The organism is Aquisphaera insulae (assembly GCF_011064615.1).
GTDB classification, from domain to species: domain Bacteria; phylum Planctomycetota; class Planctomycetia; order Isosphaerales; family Isosphaeraceae; genus Aquisphaera; species Aquisphaera insulae.
In genome coordinates this window covers 17,662-37,896 of record NZ_JAALJH010000001.1, presented here as the reverse complement: position 1 = coordinate 37,896, position 20,235 = coordinate 17,662, and the positions used below count along the sequence as shown (strand labels likewise).

General features: G+C 67.8%; 13 protein-coding genes. 6 read left to right on the top strand and 7 right to left on the bottom strand.

Features of this window, described 5'->3' with window-relative positions:
• Window positions 1-57: 57 nt before the first annotated feature.
• On the bottom strand, window positions 58-1,146 hold the full coding sequence (locus G6O54_RS00135) for a serine hydrolase (RefSeq protein ID WP_250846628.1): 1,089 nt from the start codon (window positions 1,144-1,146) through the stop codon (window positions 58-60).
• Window positions 1,147-1,226: 80 nt separating this feature from the next.
• On the opposite strand from G6O54_RS00135, the gene G6O54_RS00130 reads away from it, so the two are divergent.
• Window positions 1,227-2,270: an N-acetylmuramoyl-L-alanine amidase gene (locus G6O54_RS00130; protein WP_165219003.1), complete on the top strand. Its 1,044-nt coding sequence runs from the start codon at window positions 1,227-1,229 to the stop codon at window positions 2,268-2,270.
• Here the strand turns inward: G6O54_RS00130 and G6O54_RS00125 are convergent, their stop codons facing one another.
• Window positions 2,271-4,241, bottom strand: a complete 1,971-nt coding sequence (locus G6O54_RS00125) for an efflux RND transporter periplasmic adaptor subunit (RefSeq protein WP_205678631.1) — start codon at window positions 4,239-4,241, stop codon at window positions 2,271-2,273. It lies immediately after the preceding gene.
• Between the two features lie 767 nt (window positions 4,242-5,008).
• Between G6O54_RS00125 and G6O54_RS00120 the strand changes: the two genes are divergently transcribed.
• The 4 genes from G6O54_RS00120 to G6O54_RS00105 all read left to right on the top strand — a co-directional run bounded on the left by G6O54_RS00120 (window position 5,009) and on the right by G6O54_RS00105 (window position 8,882).
• Window positions 5,009-6,784, top strand: coding sequence for a matrixin family metalloprotease (locus G6O54_RS00120; protein WP_165219001.1), 1,776 nt, complete (start codon window positions 5,009-5,011; stop codon window positions 6,782-6,784).
• Between the two features lie 169 nt (window positions 6,785-6,953).
• A complete protein-coding gene (locus tag G6O54_RS00115; RefSeq protein ID WP_165218999.1) occupies window positions 6,954-7,571 on the top strand; it encodes a superoxide dismutase in 618 nt (205 codons plus the stop codon).
• Window positions 7,572-7,675: 104 nt separating this feature from the next.
• Window positions 7,676-8,167: a hypothetical protein gene (locus G6O54_RS00110; RefSeq protein WP_165218997.1), complete on the top strand. Its 492-nt coding sequence runs from the start codon at window positions 7,676-7,678 to the stop codon at window positions 8,165-8,167.
• Between the two features lie 7 nt (window positions 8,168-8,174).
• The gene (locus G6O54_RS00105; RefSeq protein WP_165218995.1) at window positions 8,175-8,882 is read left to right on the top strand and encodes an RluA family pseudouridine synthase; all 708 of its coding nucleotides are present in this window, start codon (window positions 8,175-8,177) and stop codon (window positions 8,880-8,882) included.
• A 494-nt stretch (window positions 8,883-9,376) separates the two neighbouring features.
• Here G6O54_RS00105 and greA read toward each other — a convergent pair whose 3' ends face one another.
• The 5 genes from greA to G6O54_RS37665 all read right to left on the bottom strand — a co-directional run bounded on the left by greA (window position 9,377) and on the right by G6O54_RS37665 (window position 17,246).
• Entirely contained in the window at window positions 9,377-9,856 is a 480-nt protein-coding gene (gene greA / locus G6O54_RS00100) for a transcription elongation factor GreA (protein ID WP_165218954.1), read from the bottom strand.
• A 478-nt stretch (window positions 9,857-10,334) separates the two neighbouring features.
• On the bottom strand, window positions 10,335-11,612 hold the full coding sequence (locus G6O54_RS00095) for an ABC transporter permease (protein WP_165218951.1): 1,278 nt from the start codon (window positions 11,610-11,612) through the stop codon (window positions 10,335-10,337).
• Between the two features lie 108 nt (window positions 11,613-11,720).
• Window positions 11,721-12,485: an ABC transporter ATP-binding protein gene (locus tag G6O54_RS00090; protein ID WP_369432117.1), complete on the bottom strand. Its 765-nt coding sequence runs from the start codon at window positions 12,483-12,485 to the stop codon at window positions 11,721-11,723.
• 77 nt (window positions 12,486-12,562) lie between these two features.
• Complete coding sequence (locus tag G6O54_RS00085; RefSeq protein ID WP_165218909.1) at window positions 12,563-14,410, bottom strand: efflux RND transporter periplasmic adaptor subunit; 1,848 nt, start codon at window positions 14,408-14,410, stop codon at window positions 12,563-12,565.
• Window positions 14,364-17,246 (bottom strand): TolC family protein, encoded by a 2,883-nt coding sequence (locus G6O54_RS37665; RefSeq protein ID WP_165218948.1) that lies wholly within the window; start codon window positions 17,244-17,246, stop codon window positions 14,364-14,366. The genes G6O54_RS00085 and G6O54_RS37665 overlap by 47 nt, the downstream gene beginning before the upstream one ends.
• 455 nt (window positions 17,247-17,701) lie before the next feature.
• Between G6O54_RS37665 and G6O54_RS37240 the strand changes: the two genes are divergently transcribed.
• Window positions 17,702-20,155 (top strand): beta strand repeat-containing protein, encoded by a 2,454-nt coding sequence (locus G6O54_RS37240; protein ID WP_205678629.1) that lies wholly within the window; start codon window positions 17,702-17,704, stop codon window positions 20,153-20,155.
• The last annotated feature ends 80 nt before the right edge of the window (window positions 20,156-20,235 follow it).

Sequence of the window (20,235 nt, the reverse complement as noted above, 5' to 3'; positions counted from 1 at the left end):
GTCGACCTCCTTCGAGTGTGTACGGTCCTTGAGCAGGTTGAGCGGCGCCCGCCCGCCTCAATGCGGCTTCGGCGAGGCCGGCGGGGTCACGGAAAAGTGATCGAACACCGCGCGAGCGACCTCGGCGCAGAGGAGGTTGCCGGCGTTGTCCGGGACCCACCGACGATCCTCATTCTCGCAGGTGAGCACGCACACGGCCACGGTCCCCCCCGGGCATTCGATGAGACCGGCGCAGGTCCGGGCGTCGTCCACGCTGCCGGTCTTGAACGCCAGCTTGGTGCCGTAGGGTAGTCCCCTGGGGAACTTGTCCCGGTCGTCACAGGTCCGCAGATGCTCCAGCATCCGGTCGCTCGCGGCCGGGCTCACCAGGCGATGTTCATGGAGCGCCTGGCAGAGTCGCACCATCTCGTCGGCGGTTGTGCTCCCCAGGCCGTATTTCTTCGATCGTTCCGGGAAGACCGAGGTGTCGCGGCGGAAGACCTTCGAGTGGATCTTCGTGTTCGGGTAGCCGAGCGATTCCATGGTGGCGGCCGTCGCCCCGATCCCGATCGCGTCCAGCACCAGGTTCGTGGCCGTGTTGTCCGAGAACATGATCATGAGCCGGACCGCATCCTTGAGGGCGATCCGATCCCCGGCCGAGAAGTGGTCGGTGAGGACCCCGGATCCCGGGACCTTGTCCTCGACGCGGAGCGCGACCCGGGCATCCAGGTCGATCTTCCCCTGGGACGCCTGGCGGTAGGCCTCGACCATCACCGGGAACTTGATCAGGCTCGCCGTGGGCATGACCTCGCCGCCCCGATGGTGGAATTCCTCACCCGTCTTGAGGTTCTTCACCGCGATCGCCACCTTGCCCTTGTAGGCGCGGATCAGGGGGTCGAGCCGGCCCGCCAGCGTGGCCGCCGGTCGCGTGGCGCCGGCGGGATCGTCCGCCAGGGCCGGCAGCGATCGGGCCGCCGCGATCAGGAGGAACGCCGCGAGCCGCTGGACTCGCAGCCGCGAAGGTGTCGAGGCGCGGAAACGGAAGGACATGGGCTTGCTCCGGGATTTCTCGTCGTCGCTCGTCGCGCAGGCGGCCCGGAAATTGTCCCAGGTTCCGACGCCCCGGCCAATCCAAAGCCTGCGAATCCGGTCTCCGGCGGGTATCATGGCTCGACCTCGTGACGTTCACGGGCTCCCTCTCCTTGGTGAAGCAAAATGAGGAGTCCTCCGTGAATCCTGTTCATCGAATGAACGCGCCAACCGGCACGCGTCGAATCCTGCTTGCGCTCTGCTCCCTGATCGCCCTCTGCGGCCCCTCGAGAGGGGACGAACCCGCGGCCGCGACGCTTGCGAAGCCCGGCAAGCGGCTCGAGCGGACCGGGGACGAGATCATGGTCTGCGGGCAGCTCTACCACACGACGACCCCGGTCATCCTCTGGTCGGACCCGGGGGGCTACGACGCCTATCGCCTCGAGCCGAGGTTCAAGCCTCTCCAGGCGACGGCTCCCCCCGCGAAGAAGGAAGACACGCAGCCTCCGCTCCGCAGCACGTTCGGCCTGAGGAGGCGTCATCTTTCCTCCGAGGAGCTGGAGCGTGTCCGCGGCGGGGGCTGGGACCTGCCGACGCTGCAGAAGGCCGTGGACCAGTTCGTCATCCACTACGACGTCTGCGGGACGAGCCGGCGCTGCTTCGAGGTCCTCCACGACCTCCGCGGTCTGAGCGTCCATTTCATGCTCGACGCCGACGGCACGATCTATCAGACTCTGGACCTGAAGGAGCAGGCCTGGCACGCGACGATCGCCAACTCGCGGTCGATCGGCATCGAGATCGCGAACATCGGGGCCTACCCGCCGGCCCATTCGAAGACCCTGGAGCAATGGTACCGGGCGGGCGACGACGGCAAGACGATCCTGACGATCCCCGGGGAGGCCGAGCGGAACTCGCTCCGGGATCGAGGCGCCCTGCTGCGGCCGGCCCGGAACGAGCGGGTCGAGGGGGTGATCCAGGGCCAGACGCTCGCGCAGTACGACCTGACGGAGCCGCAGTACCAGGCCCTCATCCGTCTCACCGCGACCCTCTGCACGATCTTTCCGCAGATCCGCTGCGACTATCCGAAGGATGCCTCGGGGAAGCTCATCCCGGCCAAGCTGCCCCCCGAGCCGCTCGAGAACTACCACGGGATCCTCGGGCACTATCACGTCCAGACGAACAAGACGGATCCCGGCCCGGCCTTCCAGTGGGACCGGGTGGTCGAGGGGGCTCGGGGCCTCATGACCCCGGGAGCGCCGTGATCAGGGGCCCGGCGTGATCACCGCGACCGCGGACGCGGCGCCGGAATCGGGCCCGACCGGAGACGGCACGGGTGCCGGCAGATCCTTCGGGTTGGCGACGACGCGGTCGCCCTGCTTCAGGCCCGAGACGACCTCGACATAATCGGGGTCGCTGGCGCCCAGCTCGATCCGCTGCCATTCCCAGGGGCGGTCGCGGCCGGGCGAGCCCTGCTGGTGGACGGCGGCGAAATGGCGGTCGCCGATCTTCCTGACCGCCGTGAGCGGGATCCTCGTCACGTTCGGGTGCACGTCCGACTTGAAGAAGACCTCGGCCGTCAGCCCGGGGCGGAGGTCGTCGAAGTCCGCGTCGATCTTCACGTTCGCGAAGTAGATCCGGACGTCCGAGAAGGGGCCGTTCACGGGCGTGGAGATGGCGGTGACGGTCTCCACGACCCCGCGGATCGTCCGGTCGGGGAAGGCATCGAGGCGAATGAGCGCCGACTGGCCCGTCTTGATGAGGCCGATCTTGGTCTCGTTGATCCGGACCTTGACCCGCATGTTCCTGGGGTCGGGGAGCTCGAAGATGGGCTGGTCTTCGCGGACGGTGACGCCCTGCTCGATCTGGGCCTCCACGCGCCCCCACGAGTTCACCACCGGCTTGTAGACGATCTGGCCGTCCATCGGGGCTCGCAGGACGCAATTGTCGATGCACTTCTGGAGCCGTGCCAGTCGCTGCTTCTCCAGCTCGAGGGCCGCTTCCTGGGTGCTCTTGTCGGCGTCGATGGCCTTGAGCTTGGCCTCGAGCTGCTTCAGGTTCTTGGGGCCGGTGTACCTCTCGAGCCGCTCGAGCATGCCCTGGGCCTCCTCGAGGGCGATCCCCGCCTGCTGGTCGGAGAGTTCATCGGCCCGGAGCTGCGAGGAAGCGCGCATGCCCTTCTTGGTCACCTCTCGCGACCACGCGAGGTTCCGCGCGGCCTGATCCTTGGTGATCTCGCAGGTCTTGATGTACTGGCGGAGGAGCTGCAGGTCCTGCGGGAAGATGCCGTCGCGATATTCCCGGAGCGTGATCTCGGTCACGTCGTGGATGGACCGGGCCTGGTCCACCCAGGCCTTCGCCTGGGCATAGCGGATGAGCTGGGCCTTGAGCTCGTCCTGGAAGGTGGAGCTGTCGAGCTCGCAGACGACCTCTCCCTTGCGCACCTTGGAGCCGTCGGGGAGGATGCTCACGATCCGGGTGGATCCCGGCTTCTCCTCGTCCATCATCCCGCCGCCGCCCCCGCCGCGTCCGCCGCGTCCGCCGCGTCCGCCGCCCCCGCCGCCGCCACCGCCCGACGAGGATGACTGGACACCCTTCGCGGCCGTGGTGGTCGTGCTCTTGGATGCGCCCCGAAGGGGCGTGTGCGGGGTGACCATGTACGAGAAGCTGCGGATCGTCGGCTTGGCCGATGCAGTCGTGGCCGCGCCCGATGAATCCCCGCCCGAGCCCCCGGAAGACGATGCTCCCCCGCCCGAGCCGCCGGAAGAGGAGCCGCCAGAGGAGGAGCTGCCGCTCTTCCCCGCGGTCGACGCCCCCGAGCTCTTGCTGCTGGACCCGCTAGCCTTCGACTTGGCCTTGGACGACGCCGTGGTCGTGGCGGCGGCCGCCGTGCCCCCCGACGTGCCGCTCCCGCTCGTCCCGGAAGCGGCGGTCGTCCCGCTCGTCCCCGAGGCGGACCCGCTCGTGGACTTGGCGGCGCCGGTCGTCGAGCTCGACGAGCCGCCGACCATGCCGAGGAGGGCCTCCACCTCGCACTTGACCACCGTGTTGGAGGCGCTCTCGAGCGCACCGTTCTCGACGATGTACTCCACGACGTCCCCCTGATCGATCTCGACCAGCGGGAGGGCCGCGTCCGGCGACTCGGCCCTGAGCATCGCCGGCCGATAGCCGGAGTACCAGGCCCACCCCAGGCCGCCGGCCCCGGCGAGCCCGGCGAGCATCACGAGCCTTCCCATCGTCCGGCTCCGCGGAGCGGGTCGTTCCAGCACGATCGGTACCTGGGTCGTAATCGGTTCGCGCATCGTCTTTTGGACCGGGATAGGGGGGATGGATCGGGTCCGAGCCCGGGTGGAATCGAGCCCGGGCACGGGGTCCGTGGGCTCGACCTCAGCTCGGAATGGCCGGAGTGATTGCGGGCGTTGGGCGGCCCGGCTGCTCGACTGATCCTATTATCGACAGCTCGGGCCCGCGGTCAACGTTCCGTTACCGGCTCTCCTCCAGTAAGAAGCGACGACGGGGTCGGGCCAGGACCTTCATTCCGGCCGGCCGCATCAATCTCCGGTTCAACCTCTGCGCTGAAATGCATGCATGCGTCTGTCCGCGGTCGTCTTTCCCCCACGGCCGCCCCGTGACAGCCGCCCACGACCTTTTCTACCGATCGGTGTGGTTGGGAGGGTTCGGCCTCGGACTTGAGTCTATTTTCAGAAACGGGAGCTATGTTTTCGATGACGGCCTGAATAACCTCGTCGTCAGATCTTTTCGTTGCGGTTGGTTTTTGCCGCGCAAACGTCTCGGCCTCATGCCGATGGCGGTGCTCGGCGTTGCATCACCCGGGAGTATCACCTGGTCGGGCGAGAGGAGCGAAGGGAGTTCCCGGCGCATGCCGGAGTGCTGACAGGGATGGGACCTAGCAGAAGGTCGGTCGACGGACAGTCCTGGACTCGTCCGATTCGACCGGCCCATGGCCACCCCTCGTCGCGCCCCAGGCTAGTCGGAGAGTCTCATGATCCGGCCCGCGATCGGGATGCTCGGAGAGCGCCCCGTCGAAACGCCCAGGGATGTGGCCTCGGTCTGGAGCAGGGGGAAAGTTCGGCTCGGCGACCGGCGCGGGCCCGCCCGCACCCCGGCCTTCGATTCGCTCGAAGGCCGCCAGCTCATGGCCGTGGCCGGATACGACTACGTGCTTTCCGGCTACAAGTGGTCCAATCCGGGCCGGATCACGTACAGCATCGCCCCCGACGGTGTCTACTGGGATCACGGCCTGAACAACCTGTCCGCGGTCTTCAACGCCAAATTCGGCGCGGGAACCTGGCAGCGGGAGCTGGCGAGGGCGCTCGCAACCTGGGAATCGGTGGCGAACATCAACATCGTCCCGGTCGCCGACGGTTCCTATGACGACGACGCGCTCGGCTATTCCCAGGGGGATTCCCGCTTCGGCGACATCCGTTTCGGGGGATACTCCTTCGCCAACACGGCGACCACGCTGGCCCAGACCTACTTCCCGCCCCCCAACGGATCCACGGCGGCCGGGGATGTCGAGGTCAACACGTCGATGAACTTCCAGATCGGCACCCAGTACGACCTGTACAGCGTCCTGCTCCACGAGACCGGGCACTCACTCGGACTGGATCACGCCAAGAACCCCGCCTCGGTGATGTATGCGAAGTACGGGGGGGAGCGGGCCGGGCTCGCCGACGGCGACATCGCGGGGATTCAGGCGATCTATGGGGCGCGGACGAGTGATGCCTACCAGGCGCAGGGGACCGGCCTCGGATTCAGCTCCGCGATCGACGTCTCCGCCGGGCTGGCCGCGGCCAACAGCGCCTCGCTCGGGAGCCTGTCGCTGGCGAGCATCGGGGCCTCGGAGTATTTCGCGTTCACCGCGCCGAGTTACGCCACCGGGACGATCCAGGTGACCGCCGCCGCGGCGAACGTCAGCATGCTGAGCCCGCGCGTGAGCATTTACGACGCGTCGGGCCATCTCCTGGCCACCGCGGGCGATCCCTCCGCCTGGAGCGACAACGTGACCGCGATCGCCGCGGGCGTGGTCCCGGGGCAGAAATACTACGCGGTCGTCACGGGCGCGACGCAGGACGTCTTCAGCGTCGGCACCTACAACCTCACGGTCGCCCTGCCGAACAGCACCAAGCCCACGACGGCTCCGCTGACGACCGGAAACCCCACGAGCCCCTCGACGGGGACAACCACGACGACGACCACGGGCTCGATTCTCCCCGATCGACTCGAGCCGAACGGATCGCCGGCCTCGGCCACGAGCCTGGGGCGGACCACCCGCATCAATGTCACGGGGTTGACCCTGACCAGCGGCGACCTGGACTACTTCTCATTCCGGATCGGCTCCAACGGTCGATACGTCGTGGGAGCCGCGGGCGAGCTGATCCAGGTCTACAATGCGAAGGGCCGGCGGATCGCGACCGGCGTGAGCAGCGTAACCCTGCCCCTCTCGCGGGCGGGGACCCTCTTCCAGGTGAGCGTCTCCTCACCCACCGGGACGCCGGTCGCCAATTACTCACTCTCGATCGGCGCGGCCACCCCCTTCGCCGCCAAGCGTCCGCTGACGCGTCCGAAGCACCTGGAGATCGCCTCGCCCGATCCGTCGGCGGCCGGTGCCAGGTCGACGGTCGTTCGTTCTCGCGAGCCGGACGCGGCGACGGCCGTACGCTCGGCGTGGTCCTCGATCCTCCTGGGCCGCAGGCTCGGGACGCCTCTCGGCCGGCTCACCGCCCCGAAATGGAAGCGGTCGCCGCTCGTCGACTGAGGTGGATCCCCGGGCTCCCCGTCGAGGATTTGAAGCGGCTGCCCCTCTCATGGTAGTTTGAGCGGAACAACTTCAGCCGCCCGCATGAAAACTCCTTCATCCAGCCCGGGTTCGGGCGAGGAGCACCGTTGCGGGCACACGCTCGAATTTCCACCAGAGGAGCGACGCCGTGGCCGACTACACCTTGCCCCCGCTGCCATACGACTTCGGGGCCCTCGAGCCTCACATCGACGCGAAGACGATGGAGATCCACCACGACAAGCACCACGCGGCCTACGTGAACAACCTCAACGCCGCGCTCAAGGATCATCCCGATCTCCAGGGAAAGACGATTGAGGCCCTCATCGCCGATCTCAATGCGGTCCCCGAGGCCATCCGGACGGCCGTCCGGAACAACGGCGGCGGGCACGCGAACCACTCGCTCTTCTGGCAGCTCATGAAGGCGGGGGGCGGCGGCGAGCCGACCGGCGCCATCGCCACCGCGATCGAGGCCGAGCTCGGCGGCTTCGCCGCGTTCAAGGAGGCGTTCAACAAGGCCGCCGCGACCCGCTTCGGGTCGGGCTGGGCCTGGCTGATCGTGGGCAAGGACGGGAAGCTCTCCGTCACCTCCACCCCCAACCAGGACAGCCCGATCATGGAGGGCAATACGCCGGTCCTGGGGCTCGACGTCTGGGAGCACGCCTACTACCTCAAGTACCAGAACCGTCGCCCGGATTACGTGGGCGCGTGGTGGAACACGGTGAACTGGGACGAGGTGAACCGCCGGTACGCCGCCGCGAAGGGCTGATCCCGGCTTGACCGAACCGTCGGGTTCCCTAAGATCCGGACGTCGCGGCGCCTCGTCGTTCGCGGGCGTCCGGATTTCATTTCTCTATCAAACCGGATCATGCCATGGATGGGCGGATCACTCTCAGGCGGGCCGGGGGCCTTGTCCTCCTGGCAGGCGGGGTCATGCTGAGCGGCGCGGGGTGCCGGGCCACCAAGAGCGAGGTGCCCGCGGGGAAGCCGTACCAGACGATGGGAGGCGCTCCCCCCTCGGTCGGCTTCAGCTCCGAGCCGCATCCCGCCTCCAACGCCGGGCTCAGCAATCTGTACGCCAATCGCGGGCCGAGCTCCGCGGCCCAGGACGGATCGCCCGCATCCCAGCGAGACACGATGTACGGCACGCCGACCCCCGGCACCGAGCGGATGGGGGCTCCCACCGATCACCGCTACGGGGCGCCCGGCACGTCCGGACTCTCGACGGGTGAGGGAGGCACGTCGTCGCTGGCGAACTCGCTGATGAGGTCACAGCCCTCGGCCTCGGAGACGCTCAGCAAGGATCCCAGCTCGTCCTCGACGATCCCGGGCAGCGACGGCGGGCCCGGCGGGGCCTATCCGTGAGCCACGCATGACCGAGCGACGCTTCGTACTCTTCGAGGATGAGCACTGCCTGGCGGTCTGGAAGCGTCCCGGCCAGTTCACCCAGGGGGACTGGGCACCGCCCGGCGAGAAGACGCTCGAGCAGGAGGTCCGTGACTACCTGGCGCCGGAGGATCCCGCCTCGGCGTATGTCGGGATCGTCCATCGCCTGGATCGCCCCGTTTCGGGCGTCCTGCTCTGGGCCAAGACCTCCCGCGCGGCCCGGCGGCTCTCCGGTCAGTTCGAGCGCCGGACCGTCGAGAAGGAATACTGGGCGATCGTCGAATCTTCGACCGCCCCGGACCAGGGGACCTGGACCGACTGGCTGACGCGGGCCGGCGTGGAAGGGATTGTCCGCGCCATGCCGGAAGGGACTGCGGGGGCCCGCGAGGCCATCACGGACTACCGGCGCGGGGTCCCGAGCTCCATCCCGGACGGCCTGGCGTGGCTCCGCCTCTGGCCGAAGACCGGTCGGACGCACCAGCTCCGGGTGCAGTCCGCTCTCCGCGGGATGCCCATCGTGGGCGATTCCCATTACGGGGCGTCGCGGCCCTTTCTCGAGGGGATTGCGCTCCACGCGCGGGCGTTGCGGGTCTCTCACCCGTCGCTGCACGCGCCGCTGGTCCTGACGGCACCGCTGCCGGAGTCGTGGGGGGACGTGGGCGTTCAGATCAAGGATGCGGAAACTCGGTTGTGAATCTCAGGAAGTTGCCGACCCGTGGATGGTTGAGCCCCTCCCGAACCCGCGGATGAAAGGGTTGGTATTGTCTGCCCCACACCCGGCATGCGGACGTGGCGGTTTCTGTTGCGCCCGACGCGGCCCGCGATGCCGTTGGGAACCAGGCCCCGGCGCGATCGCCAGCCTGCGCCTGGCTCGGCAGGAGCCTCGCCCTCCCATTCGGAGAAGAGCCGCTCCCAGCCCGGGAGGGCGAGGCTCCTGCCGAGCCAGGCGCAGGCCGAGGCTTGCCGACAGGCCTCGTTCCCGCGCGACAAATCCTGGACAAGACGCCCGGGTCGTCCGGGCCAACTTTTCATCGCGCCCGGGCGAGGCTTCGGCCGAGCACGGCGCGAGCTGCCGTACGCGCCCGGGCGGTGTTCCCGGCCGCATCACGGGCCTCGGAAGGCGCTACCAACCTTCTCACGTAGGGAGGAGGGGACCGGAGGACCGAGACAGGCGGGGTCTGACCGGGCTCAACCGATGCCGATCTCGACGATCTTGAGCTTGAGGGTGCCGCTGGGGATGGGGACTTCGACCTGGTCGCCGACCTTCTTACCCACGAGGCCCTGGCCGATCGGGCTGGTGAGGAGGATCTTGTTCTGATCGTAGTCCTCGTCGCCGGGGCCGACGAGGATGAAGTCCTCCTCCTCGTCGAGGTCGAGGTCCAGGACCTTGACCTTGGAGCCGAAGACGACGCGGTCGGTGGGGAGGGTCGTCTTGTCCACGATGAAGGCGCGGCCGAGCTTCTCCTGGAGGTCGTTGATCTTGGCCTGGAGCATGCCCTGGGCCTCGACGGCGGCGTCGAACTCCGCGTTCTCGGAGAGGTCGCCGTAGCCCCGGGCCTGGGCGATCTGCTCCGCGATGCGGGGCATGTCGTCGTTCTTCATCCTGTTGAGCAGGGCTAGTTGCTTCTCGTAGCCTTCCTTCGACATCGGTATACGATCGCTGGACATCCCGATCTGCTCCCCACCTCGACACTGAGTTGATGCACGAGCCTGTTTTGCAGACCGCGGCGGGCCGTTGCGGGAGATCTCGCCCCCGGGTGGTCGATGCCGCTTGCTCGATCGGCGCGTGAAATGGCGGGCCGATCACGTCCGACGGGGCCTCACGACACGCGGAGGACCTGTTTACAGGCGCCGGCGCACTCGGGAAATGAAGTCATCAAGAAATCTCCGACCGCAGGATGCCTCGTCTCGGGACGGGGCCGCGAGGTCGAAGAAAAAAACGCGACGTCGGGGACCCCGAGGTCGCGCTCTTCCTTTATCTCGCGGACTCAAGCCTAGTCTCCCCGTTTGGGCCACGCAAGCCCAATCGGGGGAGGGCCCAGCGATCGAAACGGGCCCGGCCGAAAAGCGGTTGCCGGGTCGCCGCGGGGCCATCCCTGGCATGCCTGCCGGCGATGACCCGGAACATGATGATGGGTCGAAACGCTCACTCGTGACGGAGGGCCTCGATCGGGTCCATCTTGGATGCCCGGTTGGCCGGATAGAGGCCGAAGAGGATGCCGATGCCGACCGAGATGCAGAAGGCCAGGAGGACCGACTGCAAGGTCACGAACGCCTTCTGGTCGGGGATGAAGAAGACGATGAGCCTGGGGATGGCGATGCCCAGGGTGACGCCCAGGATGCCGCCGACGCCGGAGAGCACCATGGTCTCGATCAGGAACTGGACGGTGATGTCCCGCTGCTTGGCGCCCAGGGCCCGGCGGATGCCGATCTCGCGGGTCCGCTCGGTGACGGTCGCCAGCATGATGTTCATGATGCCGATGCCGCCGACGAGCAGCGAGATGGCCGCGATGGTGCCGAGGATGATGCTGAACTGGCGGGCGGTCTGCTGGGCGGCCAGGAGCAGGTCGTAGGGGACGGTCTTCTCGACATCCTTGCGGGGGTGCCAGGGGGCGTAGGCGGCCTCGATGATCGGCACGGTCGGCTGGACCTGGTCGATCGAGCCGACCTGTATGGTGATCTGGGAGAGCTGCGTCTCCTCGGCCTCCATCGAGCCGGATCGGTTGTTGACGATCTTCTCGCCGAATCGGACCTTGCAGGTGTTGAGGGGGATGTAGACGTCCTTGTTGAAGTCCTGGGCCGCCAGGCTGCCGGAGGTGCCGGCGGTGCTCTGCCGCTCCTTGGTGACGCCGACCACCGTGTAGTAGTCCGAGCCGAGCTTCACGGAGAGGCCGATCGGGTCTTCATAGGGGAAGAGGGTCTTGGCGGTGGTGGCGGCGAGCACGGCGTAGTTCTGGAACCGCTCGTTGTCCGCCGCGGTGAGGAATCGGCCGCGGTCCATCTCCAGGAGGCTGAACTCGGCGTAGTCCTCCGTCGTCCCCACGACCCGGCCGTCGAGGAAATACTGGTAGCGGCGGATCTGCTTGCGGATCTCGCGGATCGGAAGGACCTTCTTGATCGTGGGGACGGTCTCGATGATCCGGTCGTAGTCGGAGTACTTGATGCCGTAGTTGAGGATCCGCGACGGCCGGCCGCCGGTGGCCTGGGCCTCGTCGCTGGGCTTCACGGACCGGATGATGATGTTAGTGGCCCCGAGCGAGCGGATCCGCTCCAGGGCGTCCCGGCCGGCCCCCTCCGCGATCGCCAGCATGGAGATCACGGCGGCGACGCCGAAGACCGTCCCCAGCACGGTCAACCCCGACCGGAGCTTGTGCAGGAGCAGGCTCTTCATTCCCAGCCGCAAGGCCCGCCAGATGCGCCCCATTTTCGCGTCGTCCTCTCCGAAGATAGATCCGCCGAATGGCTCGTCGGGGCCGGCGGGGATGCCGGCCCTCCTCGATGCGGGGGGCGGGCCGTGCCGCCCGTCCCGGGTCTACTCCACTTCCCACTCGAGCCCGGCCGGCTCTCCCGATCCGTCGGCGAGTGCGCCCTGGGCCTGGAGCATCCGGGGGCTGGGTCCGTCCTCGATGATGTGGCCGTCCTGCATCCGGATGATCCGCTTCGCGTGCTCCGCGATGTCCTGCTCGTGGGTGACCATGATGATCGTCTTGCCGGCGTCGTTGAGCCGGCCGAGCATGGCCATGATCTCGTGGCTGGTCGCGGTGTCCAGGTTACCCGTCGCCTCGTCGGCGAGGATGATGTAGGGGTCGTTGACGAGCGAGCGGGCGATCGCCACCCGCTGCTGCTGGCCGCCGGACAACTGGGTGGGCCGGTGGTCGATGCGTTCCCCGAGCCCGACGAGCTTGGCGAGCTCGACGGAGCGTTCGTGGGCCTCGTGGCTGATCTCCCCGCTCCCCTGATACGTCAGCGGGAGCTGGATGTTCTCCAGCACCGTGTACTGCTGGATCAGGTTATACGACTGGAAGATGAAGCCGAGATAGCGGCTGCGGACCTCGGAGAGCTCGTCGTCGTCGAGGCCGGAGACGTCCCGGCCGCCCAGGAGGTACTGGCCGCTGGTGGGTCGGTCCAGGCATCCGAGCAGGTTGAGCATGGTGCTCTTGCCGGATCCGGAGGCTCCCATGATGGCGATGTATTCGCCGGGATAGAAGTTCACCGACACGCCCCGGAGGGCGTGCACGATGACCGCCGGGACGGTATTCCGGCCGCCGAAGAGCCCACCCGACTTGTGGTGGCCCATCATGTACGTCTTCTTGACGTCGACGAGCGCGACGATGGGGTCCTCGCGGCCGTTCCCGTTTCCGCTGAAATCCACGACTAGTTTCCTCCACCGCCGCCCGGAGGGCCGCCGAATCCGCCGCCGCCGCCGCCGCCCGGAGGGCCGCCGGGCCCGCCGCCGCCGCCGGGGCGGAAGTTCTTCATCTGCTCGAGCTCTTCGTCGGTGAAGCCGGCCTTCTTGAAGATCTCGGCCTTCTCTTCCTCGGTGCCGGTCTTGAGCTTGGCCTTGTCCTCGGCGGCGATGTTCTTGAACTTCTCGAAGAACGCCCCGCCGCCCGGCCCGCCGCGGCCCCGCGCCCCCTTGCCCTTGGCCTTGGCGGGGTCGCCTCCCTTGGCGGCGAGCTCGCCCTTGCCGGGCGCCCCGCCGGGGCCTGCCTTGCCGGGTGCCCCGCCGGGCGGGCCGGCCTCGCCCTCCTTGCCCTTGGCCATCGGGCCCCAGTCCTTCTTGCTGGCGCCTCGGCCGGATCCGGCCATCTCACGCCGCTGCTCCTCGGACAGGAGCACGGTCGGGTTGAGGGCCACCACGTTCCCGGCGGTGATCCCCTTGGTGATCTCGATGAACTTGTCGTTGGTCGCGCCGAGCTCGACCTCCCGCCGATCGAAGCCGTTCGGCGTCCTGACCATCACGTGGTCCTTGCCGCCATATTCCAGGATCGCCTGGACGGGGACGCTGAGGACGTTCTCCTTGCGGTCGACGAGGATCGTGACCTCGGCGTTCATGCCCGGCCGCAGGCCCGGCAGCGGGTTCTCGATCCTCACCTTGGTCGTGTAGACCTTGATGTCCGAGCTGAAGAAGCTGGACGGGTCGGGCAGGGGGGCCACCTCCTGGACGGTCCCCTCCAGCTCCGTGTCCGCGAAGGCGTCGACCCGGATCTTGGCCTTCATGCCCATCGCGATCTTGTCGATCTGCGACTCGTGGACCTTGGCGTTCACCTGCATCCGCTGGATGTCGGGCAAGCTGAAGATCTTCTGGCGCTCGCGGACCGTCGCCCCCTCCTCGATCTGGGGCTGGGTGCTGCCGAAGTTCTTCATCGGGTCGTTGGCGTAGACGACGATGCCGTCCCCGGGGGCGAACAGCTTGCAGTTGGCGATTTGGGTCTCGAGCTTGGCCTCCTTCTCCTTCTCGATCTGGAGGGTCTGCTTCTTGGCCAGCTCGTCGGAGAGGGCCTTCTCGACCTCGGAGTTCAGCTCCTTGATCGTCTTCTGCTTGGTGTACTGCTCGAGGACGTTCCGCTTGTTCTCGGCCTGCTCGAGCGAGAACTTGGCCTTCTGATAGGTCAGCTCCTCGGACACCTTGGAGGCCTTCGAGACATAGCCCTTCTCATACATCCGGTTGGACCAGTCCACCCGGTCCTCGGAGCGCTTCAGGTCGGACTCGGCCAGCTTGATCTCGCCCTCGATCGTCGCCTTGTCCTGGAGGTAGATCCCCTCCACGTATTCCTTGACGGCGATCTGGGCCACCTCGCGGGTGAGCTTGGAATTCTGGTAGGACGCCTCCGCGCTCTGGGTCGAGATCTTCTGGTTGGTGAGCGAGTCCTTGAGCGTGGCGCTGTCGAGCTCGCAGACCAGCTCCCCCTTCTTGACCTTGGAGCCCTCGGGGAGGATCGAGATGATCGTCGTCGATCCTTCCACCTTGCAGAGGACGTCCTGGTTCTTGGAGCTCTCGAGCGCCCCCTTGTCCCCCACGGTGATCGGCAGGACGGCCGCCTTGACCTCGTAGGGGACGACGTCGACCTCGGCCGGCTTGAAGAAGCTGCGGATCGGCTTGCTCAGGCCGGGGACGCTCCAGAAAGCGACCCCGGCCACGGCGAGCAGTCCCACCAGCCCGACGACGAAGACCTTACCGGCCGCCCGCTTGCGCCGGCTGGGCCGCTTCAGAGGGGGCACGTCGCTGGACGCCGGTGCCGGCGTTTTGCCCGAGGCTGGGTCCCCGGTATTCTGAAGGGAAAAGTTCACTGAATGCCTCCCATTCGTCATAAGGCAAGGTGCCGATGTCGCGATACACCGTCAGGCGGGCGGCCTGGTAGGCCTGGAATGCGTTGATGAGCGACTGCTCGCTCTGGATCACGCTCCGATGGAAGCCGACCAGATTGTTGGTCTGGGTCGCGGCGTTCGCCGCCAGGCCGACGCCACCCGAGGTTCCCCCCTGCGGCGGGGCGATGATCTGCTCGAACGCCTGATCCTTCAACTGGACGTTGAGGATGAGGTTGCGCTTCGTGATCTCGTAATTGATGTACTGCACCTGCATGCCGCGGATGTCGCTACGCAACTGGTACTTGATGAAGTCCTCCTGGGACATCAGAGTGCGCCGGGCCTGCTCGTAGGCGATGATGGCCGCGCGGAAGGTATTCCGCTCCGCGACCCGGACCAGGGGCAGCTCCGCCCTGAGCACCAGACTGAACTGCTTGGCCTGGTCAACGAAGGCGAACGGGTTCGTCGTGTTCGTCGGCGTGAATAGCTGGTTGGTGATGGAGACATCCAGGTAGCCCTTGAGGGCATTGGCACGCACCCGGATCTGCCGCCATGCATCGTAGAGCGCGGCGCGGTTGTTCATCAAGTCCAGGCGGTACTCGGCCGCGATCCGGACGGCCGCCTGGAGGGTCGCCTCCAGCTCGTCCTCGTTGTCGTAAGTGGTGCTCCCCTTGTAGATGCCCAGGACCGAACGGCCGTCGAGCACGATGTCCTCGAGCTCGGGGATCTTGTTCACGATCTTGGGGATGTCATCGAGCTTGCGATTGGCCGCACGCTGCCAGTCGTCGATGTCATTGTAGACGTTCAGATACGGCTGGACGAGGCTCAGGTCCGGGACCAGCGGCGTATCCGGCGGCATGCCGAGCTGCTGCTTGAACTGGTCGATCTGGTTCCGCAGGACGAGGATATCGGAGATCAGCGTCGACCGGGCCCCCAGGACGTTGGACCGGATCTGGTCAACCTGGAGCTTGGTGAGGCCGGACGACTCGCCCTCAATGAGCTCCTCGTAGAGGGCCGCGAGCTGCTCGAAGTAGGCGAGATTCCGGCGGTCGATGATCACATTGGCGAAATTGACCGCGACCGGGATGAAGCCCAGGGTCGGGTCGCTGTTGCCGCCGCCGGAGAAGCCCTGGGCCGCGACGCCGGTGCCGAAGTTGGCGATCGTGCCGCCGGTCAGCGACACGACGATGAACTCCTGGCGGAACTTGGCGAAGGCGCGAGTCTGGTAGAGCAGGCTACGCTCGGCCTGGGTGAGCGACTCCAGCACCACGGCCCGGCCGGCCCCCCTCAGGAAGGGCTGGATGAACGTGAGCGGCAACGAGGAGGAGACCTGGGGCTGAATCGGGTTCTTGCCGACGAAGTTGAACACGACCTGGTTGGCAAACCCCATCAGGAGCTGGCCGCCGCTGCTGAACAGCTTGCCGACGCCGGCCACCTCGCCCAAGGTCAGGGCCGACACCTGCCCGCCCGGGGACCTTCGCGTCGAGTAAAGGAACTGGTTCGCCGGCACGATGCCGGGGAACCCCGCCCCGATCGGCGCGGTACGCGGCGACAGGCCCGCGTAGAATTGCGGCTCGAACTGGAATCGCTGGAGCGTCACCGTCAGGGCACTGGCGTAGAGGTTCTCGAGCTGGGACTGATACACGCGTGAGTTGATGAGCGCAAGCGTGAAGGCTTGCTGCATCGTCACCACGTAGGGGCGGGCGTTTCTGGGAAGGCCCGCGACCTGGGCGACGTTGAGCGGCGGGACCCTGGGCACGAGGATGCCGGCGAGCTCCGCGGCCTGCTCCTGGTTGAAGGCGCCGGAGCCGGGCGGGGCGATGCGCTCGAGTTCTCTGCGCGTCTCCTCGGACATTTCTCGCTCGGCGTCCCGCGATTCGAGGGGGATACGTGGCCCGGGGGGCAAGGGCTGCTGGACGCCGTCGCCGGGGGGCTGGCGGCGTGCGGTCCTCTGCACGGCGGAATCCTTCAGCCCCGATTTCCGCTTCGAACCGGTCGCGACCAGGGTTTCGATGGGTTTGGGGGGCGGAATGGATGACGGCTTACGGGCAGCCTGGGTAGTCGCTGTCTGTATAGGCGTTGAACCCGAGGGCTTGGTCCTGGAATTCGGGACGGAATTCGAGGCCGATGGTCCGGCCGGCTTCGGGCCGGGTGCGGTGCCGCCTCGACCGGGCGTGTATCCGCCGGCGGCCGGATCGGGGCCAGGCCCGGAGGTCCCGGGTGCCGGGTTGTCCGGCGTGCCGGTCCCCGGCGCGAATGGAGAGGCGGTATCCGGGGGCTGGATGGAGCGGCCCACGTTCGGGGTCGGCGAGCCGGCGGCCTCGTCGGGGGGACGGGGGCCCGGCGGCTCCTTGAAGTTGGGGTCATTGGCCTCGCGCTCGGACCGCCACTTCTCCAGAAGCTCGAGGTATCCCGTGCCCTCGGCCGGGACCAGGAGCCGATTGTCGGGCGCCTGGGGGACCGGGGAGAGGGCCTCGGTCGCGGGGTCGTCGGGCGGGGCGGGGGGGAACTCGGGATCGTAGGGGGAGGCGAACCGGGACATGGCCGGCGGCTCGACCGAGAAGACGTCGAGCCTCCAGCGGGGGTCGCGGCTCTTCTCGAAGACCGCCTCGGACACGTCCTGGTTCGCCCACTCCCGGTAGAATTCCCGGGTGCAGCCCGCCTGGGACCCCGCAGCCAGGATGGTGAAGATGGCTCCCCGCCGCAGACCTCGCCGGAGAGCACCCGGGGATAGATGACCAATCCTGAACATGGACTTCACCTCGTCACCAAGCGGCCCAGGGCCGCGAACAGGCTGAGATAAGTGCCGGGCTCGCGCCACCGGCTCGTCCGCCCCCGTCGAGCGCGCCCTCCACGACGCTCACGGGACCCGGGCGTGTCGGATCGTTGGCGCTGCCGACGTCGGCGGTCTGCCGACTCACGGGTTGTATCGGAAATGCGGTCTATCCCAGTTGAGACGAAAGCACGGCGGACGGGCGTGGTGCCGGCGGGTGCAGTTCGGGTTTTCCTTAGAGTGCGGGCCGTCCCCGGGCCGAAATTGGTCACATGACAGGGAAGCCCTGGCGGCGAAGATGCGCCGAATCGTCGGAGGACGGGCTCGCGAGACGAGTCCCGGCGATCGGACATCCAGGGACCTGCCGCGGCCGGCTCGATCGTCGTCGCCGGTGGCGGACGCCGGATTCTGACTTGTGGAGAAGGGAGTCTCCGATGCGGTTTGGTCATCGCGGGTCTGAATCGTCGGCCGGTCGGCCGCACAAGCGGGCCACCTTCCGGCCCAATCCGGACGGGCTCGAGGATCGCTACCTGATGGCGGTGCTCAAGCTCGGGGCCGGCACTCCCTTCAACCTCGCCGGCCAGGCGACCACCGCCCCCAACGGCCCCCAGACCCTGGGCGGCCAGCTCCCGTTCATCGCCGACTCGAGCGGCCTCAATCAGACCCAGAGCAATCAGACGACCGACCCGGGCCTGGGCATCATGCAGGTCGGCAACGTCCAGGCGGGCGGGGCCGGCTACTCGACGGCGGGCCTCGGCGACATGAACGGCGACGGCAGCAATGACTACGTCATCGGCGCGCCGACGGTCACCCGGAGCGGGACCACCATCTCGGCCTCGAACGGGATCGGCAACACCGCCTACCTCGTCTTCGGCGACCGCTCCGCGTCGTTCCCGTCCACCCAGAGTTGGCTGTCGGCGACGCCCGAGCAGCGGACCGGCGTCCTCTCGAACCTGGGCGGCACCCTCAACTACAACCCGTTCACGAATCGCAACTCCCCCTACGCGTACAACTTCGACGGCGTCTCCTTCATCACCAGCCAGTCCACGAATTCCGGGCTGGGCACGTTCGTCGCCGCGGCGGGCAACGGCGGGTTCTTCATCGGGGCGCCGAACTACACCGGCGGCGGCCGGCTCTATTACGTCGCCGCGACCTCGAACTTCAACCAGTCGACCCTGCGGTCCGCCCCCATCGACCTCGACCAGCCCCAGAATTACTCCGGCCTGACGATCATCACCTTCGAGGATACGGCGAATCCGTCGGCGGGCCTGGGGACCTCGGCGGCCCTGGTCAACAACCTCTTCGGCGACAGCAACGACTACGTCGTCATCGGCGAGCCGAATGCCTCGCTCAACGGCAAGACGGGCAACGGCGGCGCGTTCATCTTCCAGCTCTCGTCGCTGCCGAGCTCGATCGGCACGAACAACGTCGTCCAGGTCCAGGCCGGCTCCCAGCTCACCATCTCGGGCGCCAACAGCGGCGACCAGGCCGGCTACTCGGTGGCCGGGGCGGGCAACGTCAACGGCCTGACCCAGCCGGTCAACTCGCTCCTGATCGGTGCGCCGGGCTTCAACAGCAACGCCGGTGCGGCCTACCTGGTCTACGGCGGGACGACCATGTCGAACGGGCTGCTCGGCGGCATCCTCGACCTGAGCCGGCTCCAGATCACGCCGAATACGACCACGGATCCGACGCCGCCGCAGGGGGCCGTCTTCGTCGGCGGCGGAACCGACCGGGCCGGGACCACGGTCAGCAGCGCCGGCAGCTTCAACAATGGCGTCGACCAGCTCAGCGATTTCATGATCGGCTCGCCCGGTGCCAATGGCACGTCCGGCCGCGTCAGCGTCTTCTACGGCGTCGCCACGGGGGCCGTCAACTCGTCGGGCCAGTACACGGCCGGCCTGATCGCCAACTCGACCAATCCGATCCAGCTCGCCAGCCCGACGACCGCCCTGAACCTGACCGGGATCTCGCCGCTGGCCGCCTCGTTCGTGGGGGCGACCACGGGGGCCCGGGTCGGCAACTCGGTCTCCTACATCAACACCCAGTCGAGCTCGACATCGAGCCGAATCCTGATCGGTGCGCCGGGCGACACCACCCAGAGCGGGTCCGGCAGCGCGTATGAGCTTCAGGGGGCCTCGACGAACACCTTCCAGGGGTTGGGCCAGGTCCTCACCAGCTCGATCGCCCGCCAGTACACGCTCACCTTCCCCACCACGTTCCAGAGCTCGGACGCCATCAACTTCGGCATCTCGGTCTCGGCCTTCGCCAACGGCAGCGGCGACTTCATCGCCGGTGCCCCGGGGTACACCGGGACGCTGAACACGAGCACGTCCAACCCGCCGACCCCGCTCGTCGGTGCGGCGGCCATCGTCCTCGATGCCCTCCAGCCGGCCAACTCGCTGCCGATCCTGGGCGGGTCCGGCGGCGGCGGAGGCGGCGGCGGTGGTGGTGGCGGCGGGGGGACCTTCACCGGCTTTGCGGGCGTGACGCCGCCGGGTGTCGTCAACCTGACCTACACGATCCCGGACCTCGGCAACAACTTCGTCCCGACCGTCTCCTCGCTCTCCACGCTCAATTACTCGCCGATCCCCCTGCGGGTGGCCCTCCAGCAGTACCAGGTGCCGGACGGCTTCAAGCAGCGGTTCTACGCGTACTATCACCCGGGCGCCAAGGTGAACGGCCGGGGGCAGGCCCAGAGCCACAACACCTACAAGCGATCGGGCGCCTTCACCCTGGGCAGCAAGGTCGCCACCCGCGGCCGGTTCCACCCGGGCAAGACGTACCAGTGGACCCACACGGCGCACGGCACGACCGCCCGGATCGTCCCCACGCAGTCGGTCAACACGCGCTACACGAGCAAGGGGAATCCGCTGGGCAAGGTCTGATCGCGCCAGCTCGGCACCGACCTCGGTCGCGACGGCCCGCGCGGTCCGGCAACACGCCGGGCCGGGCGGGCCGTTCGCCG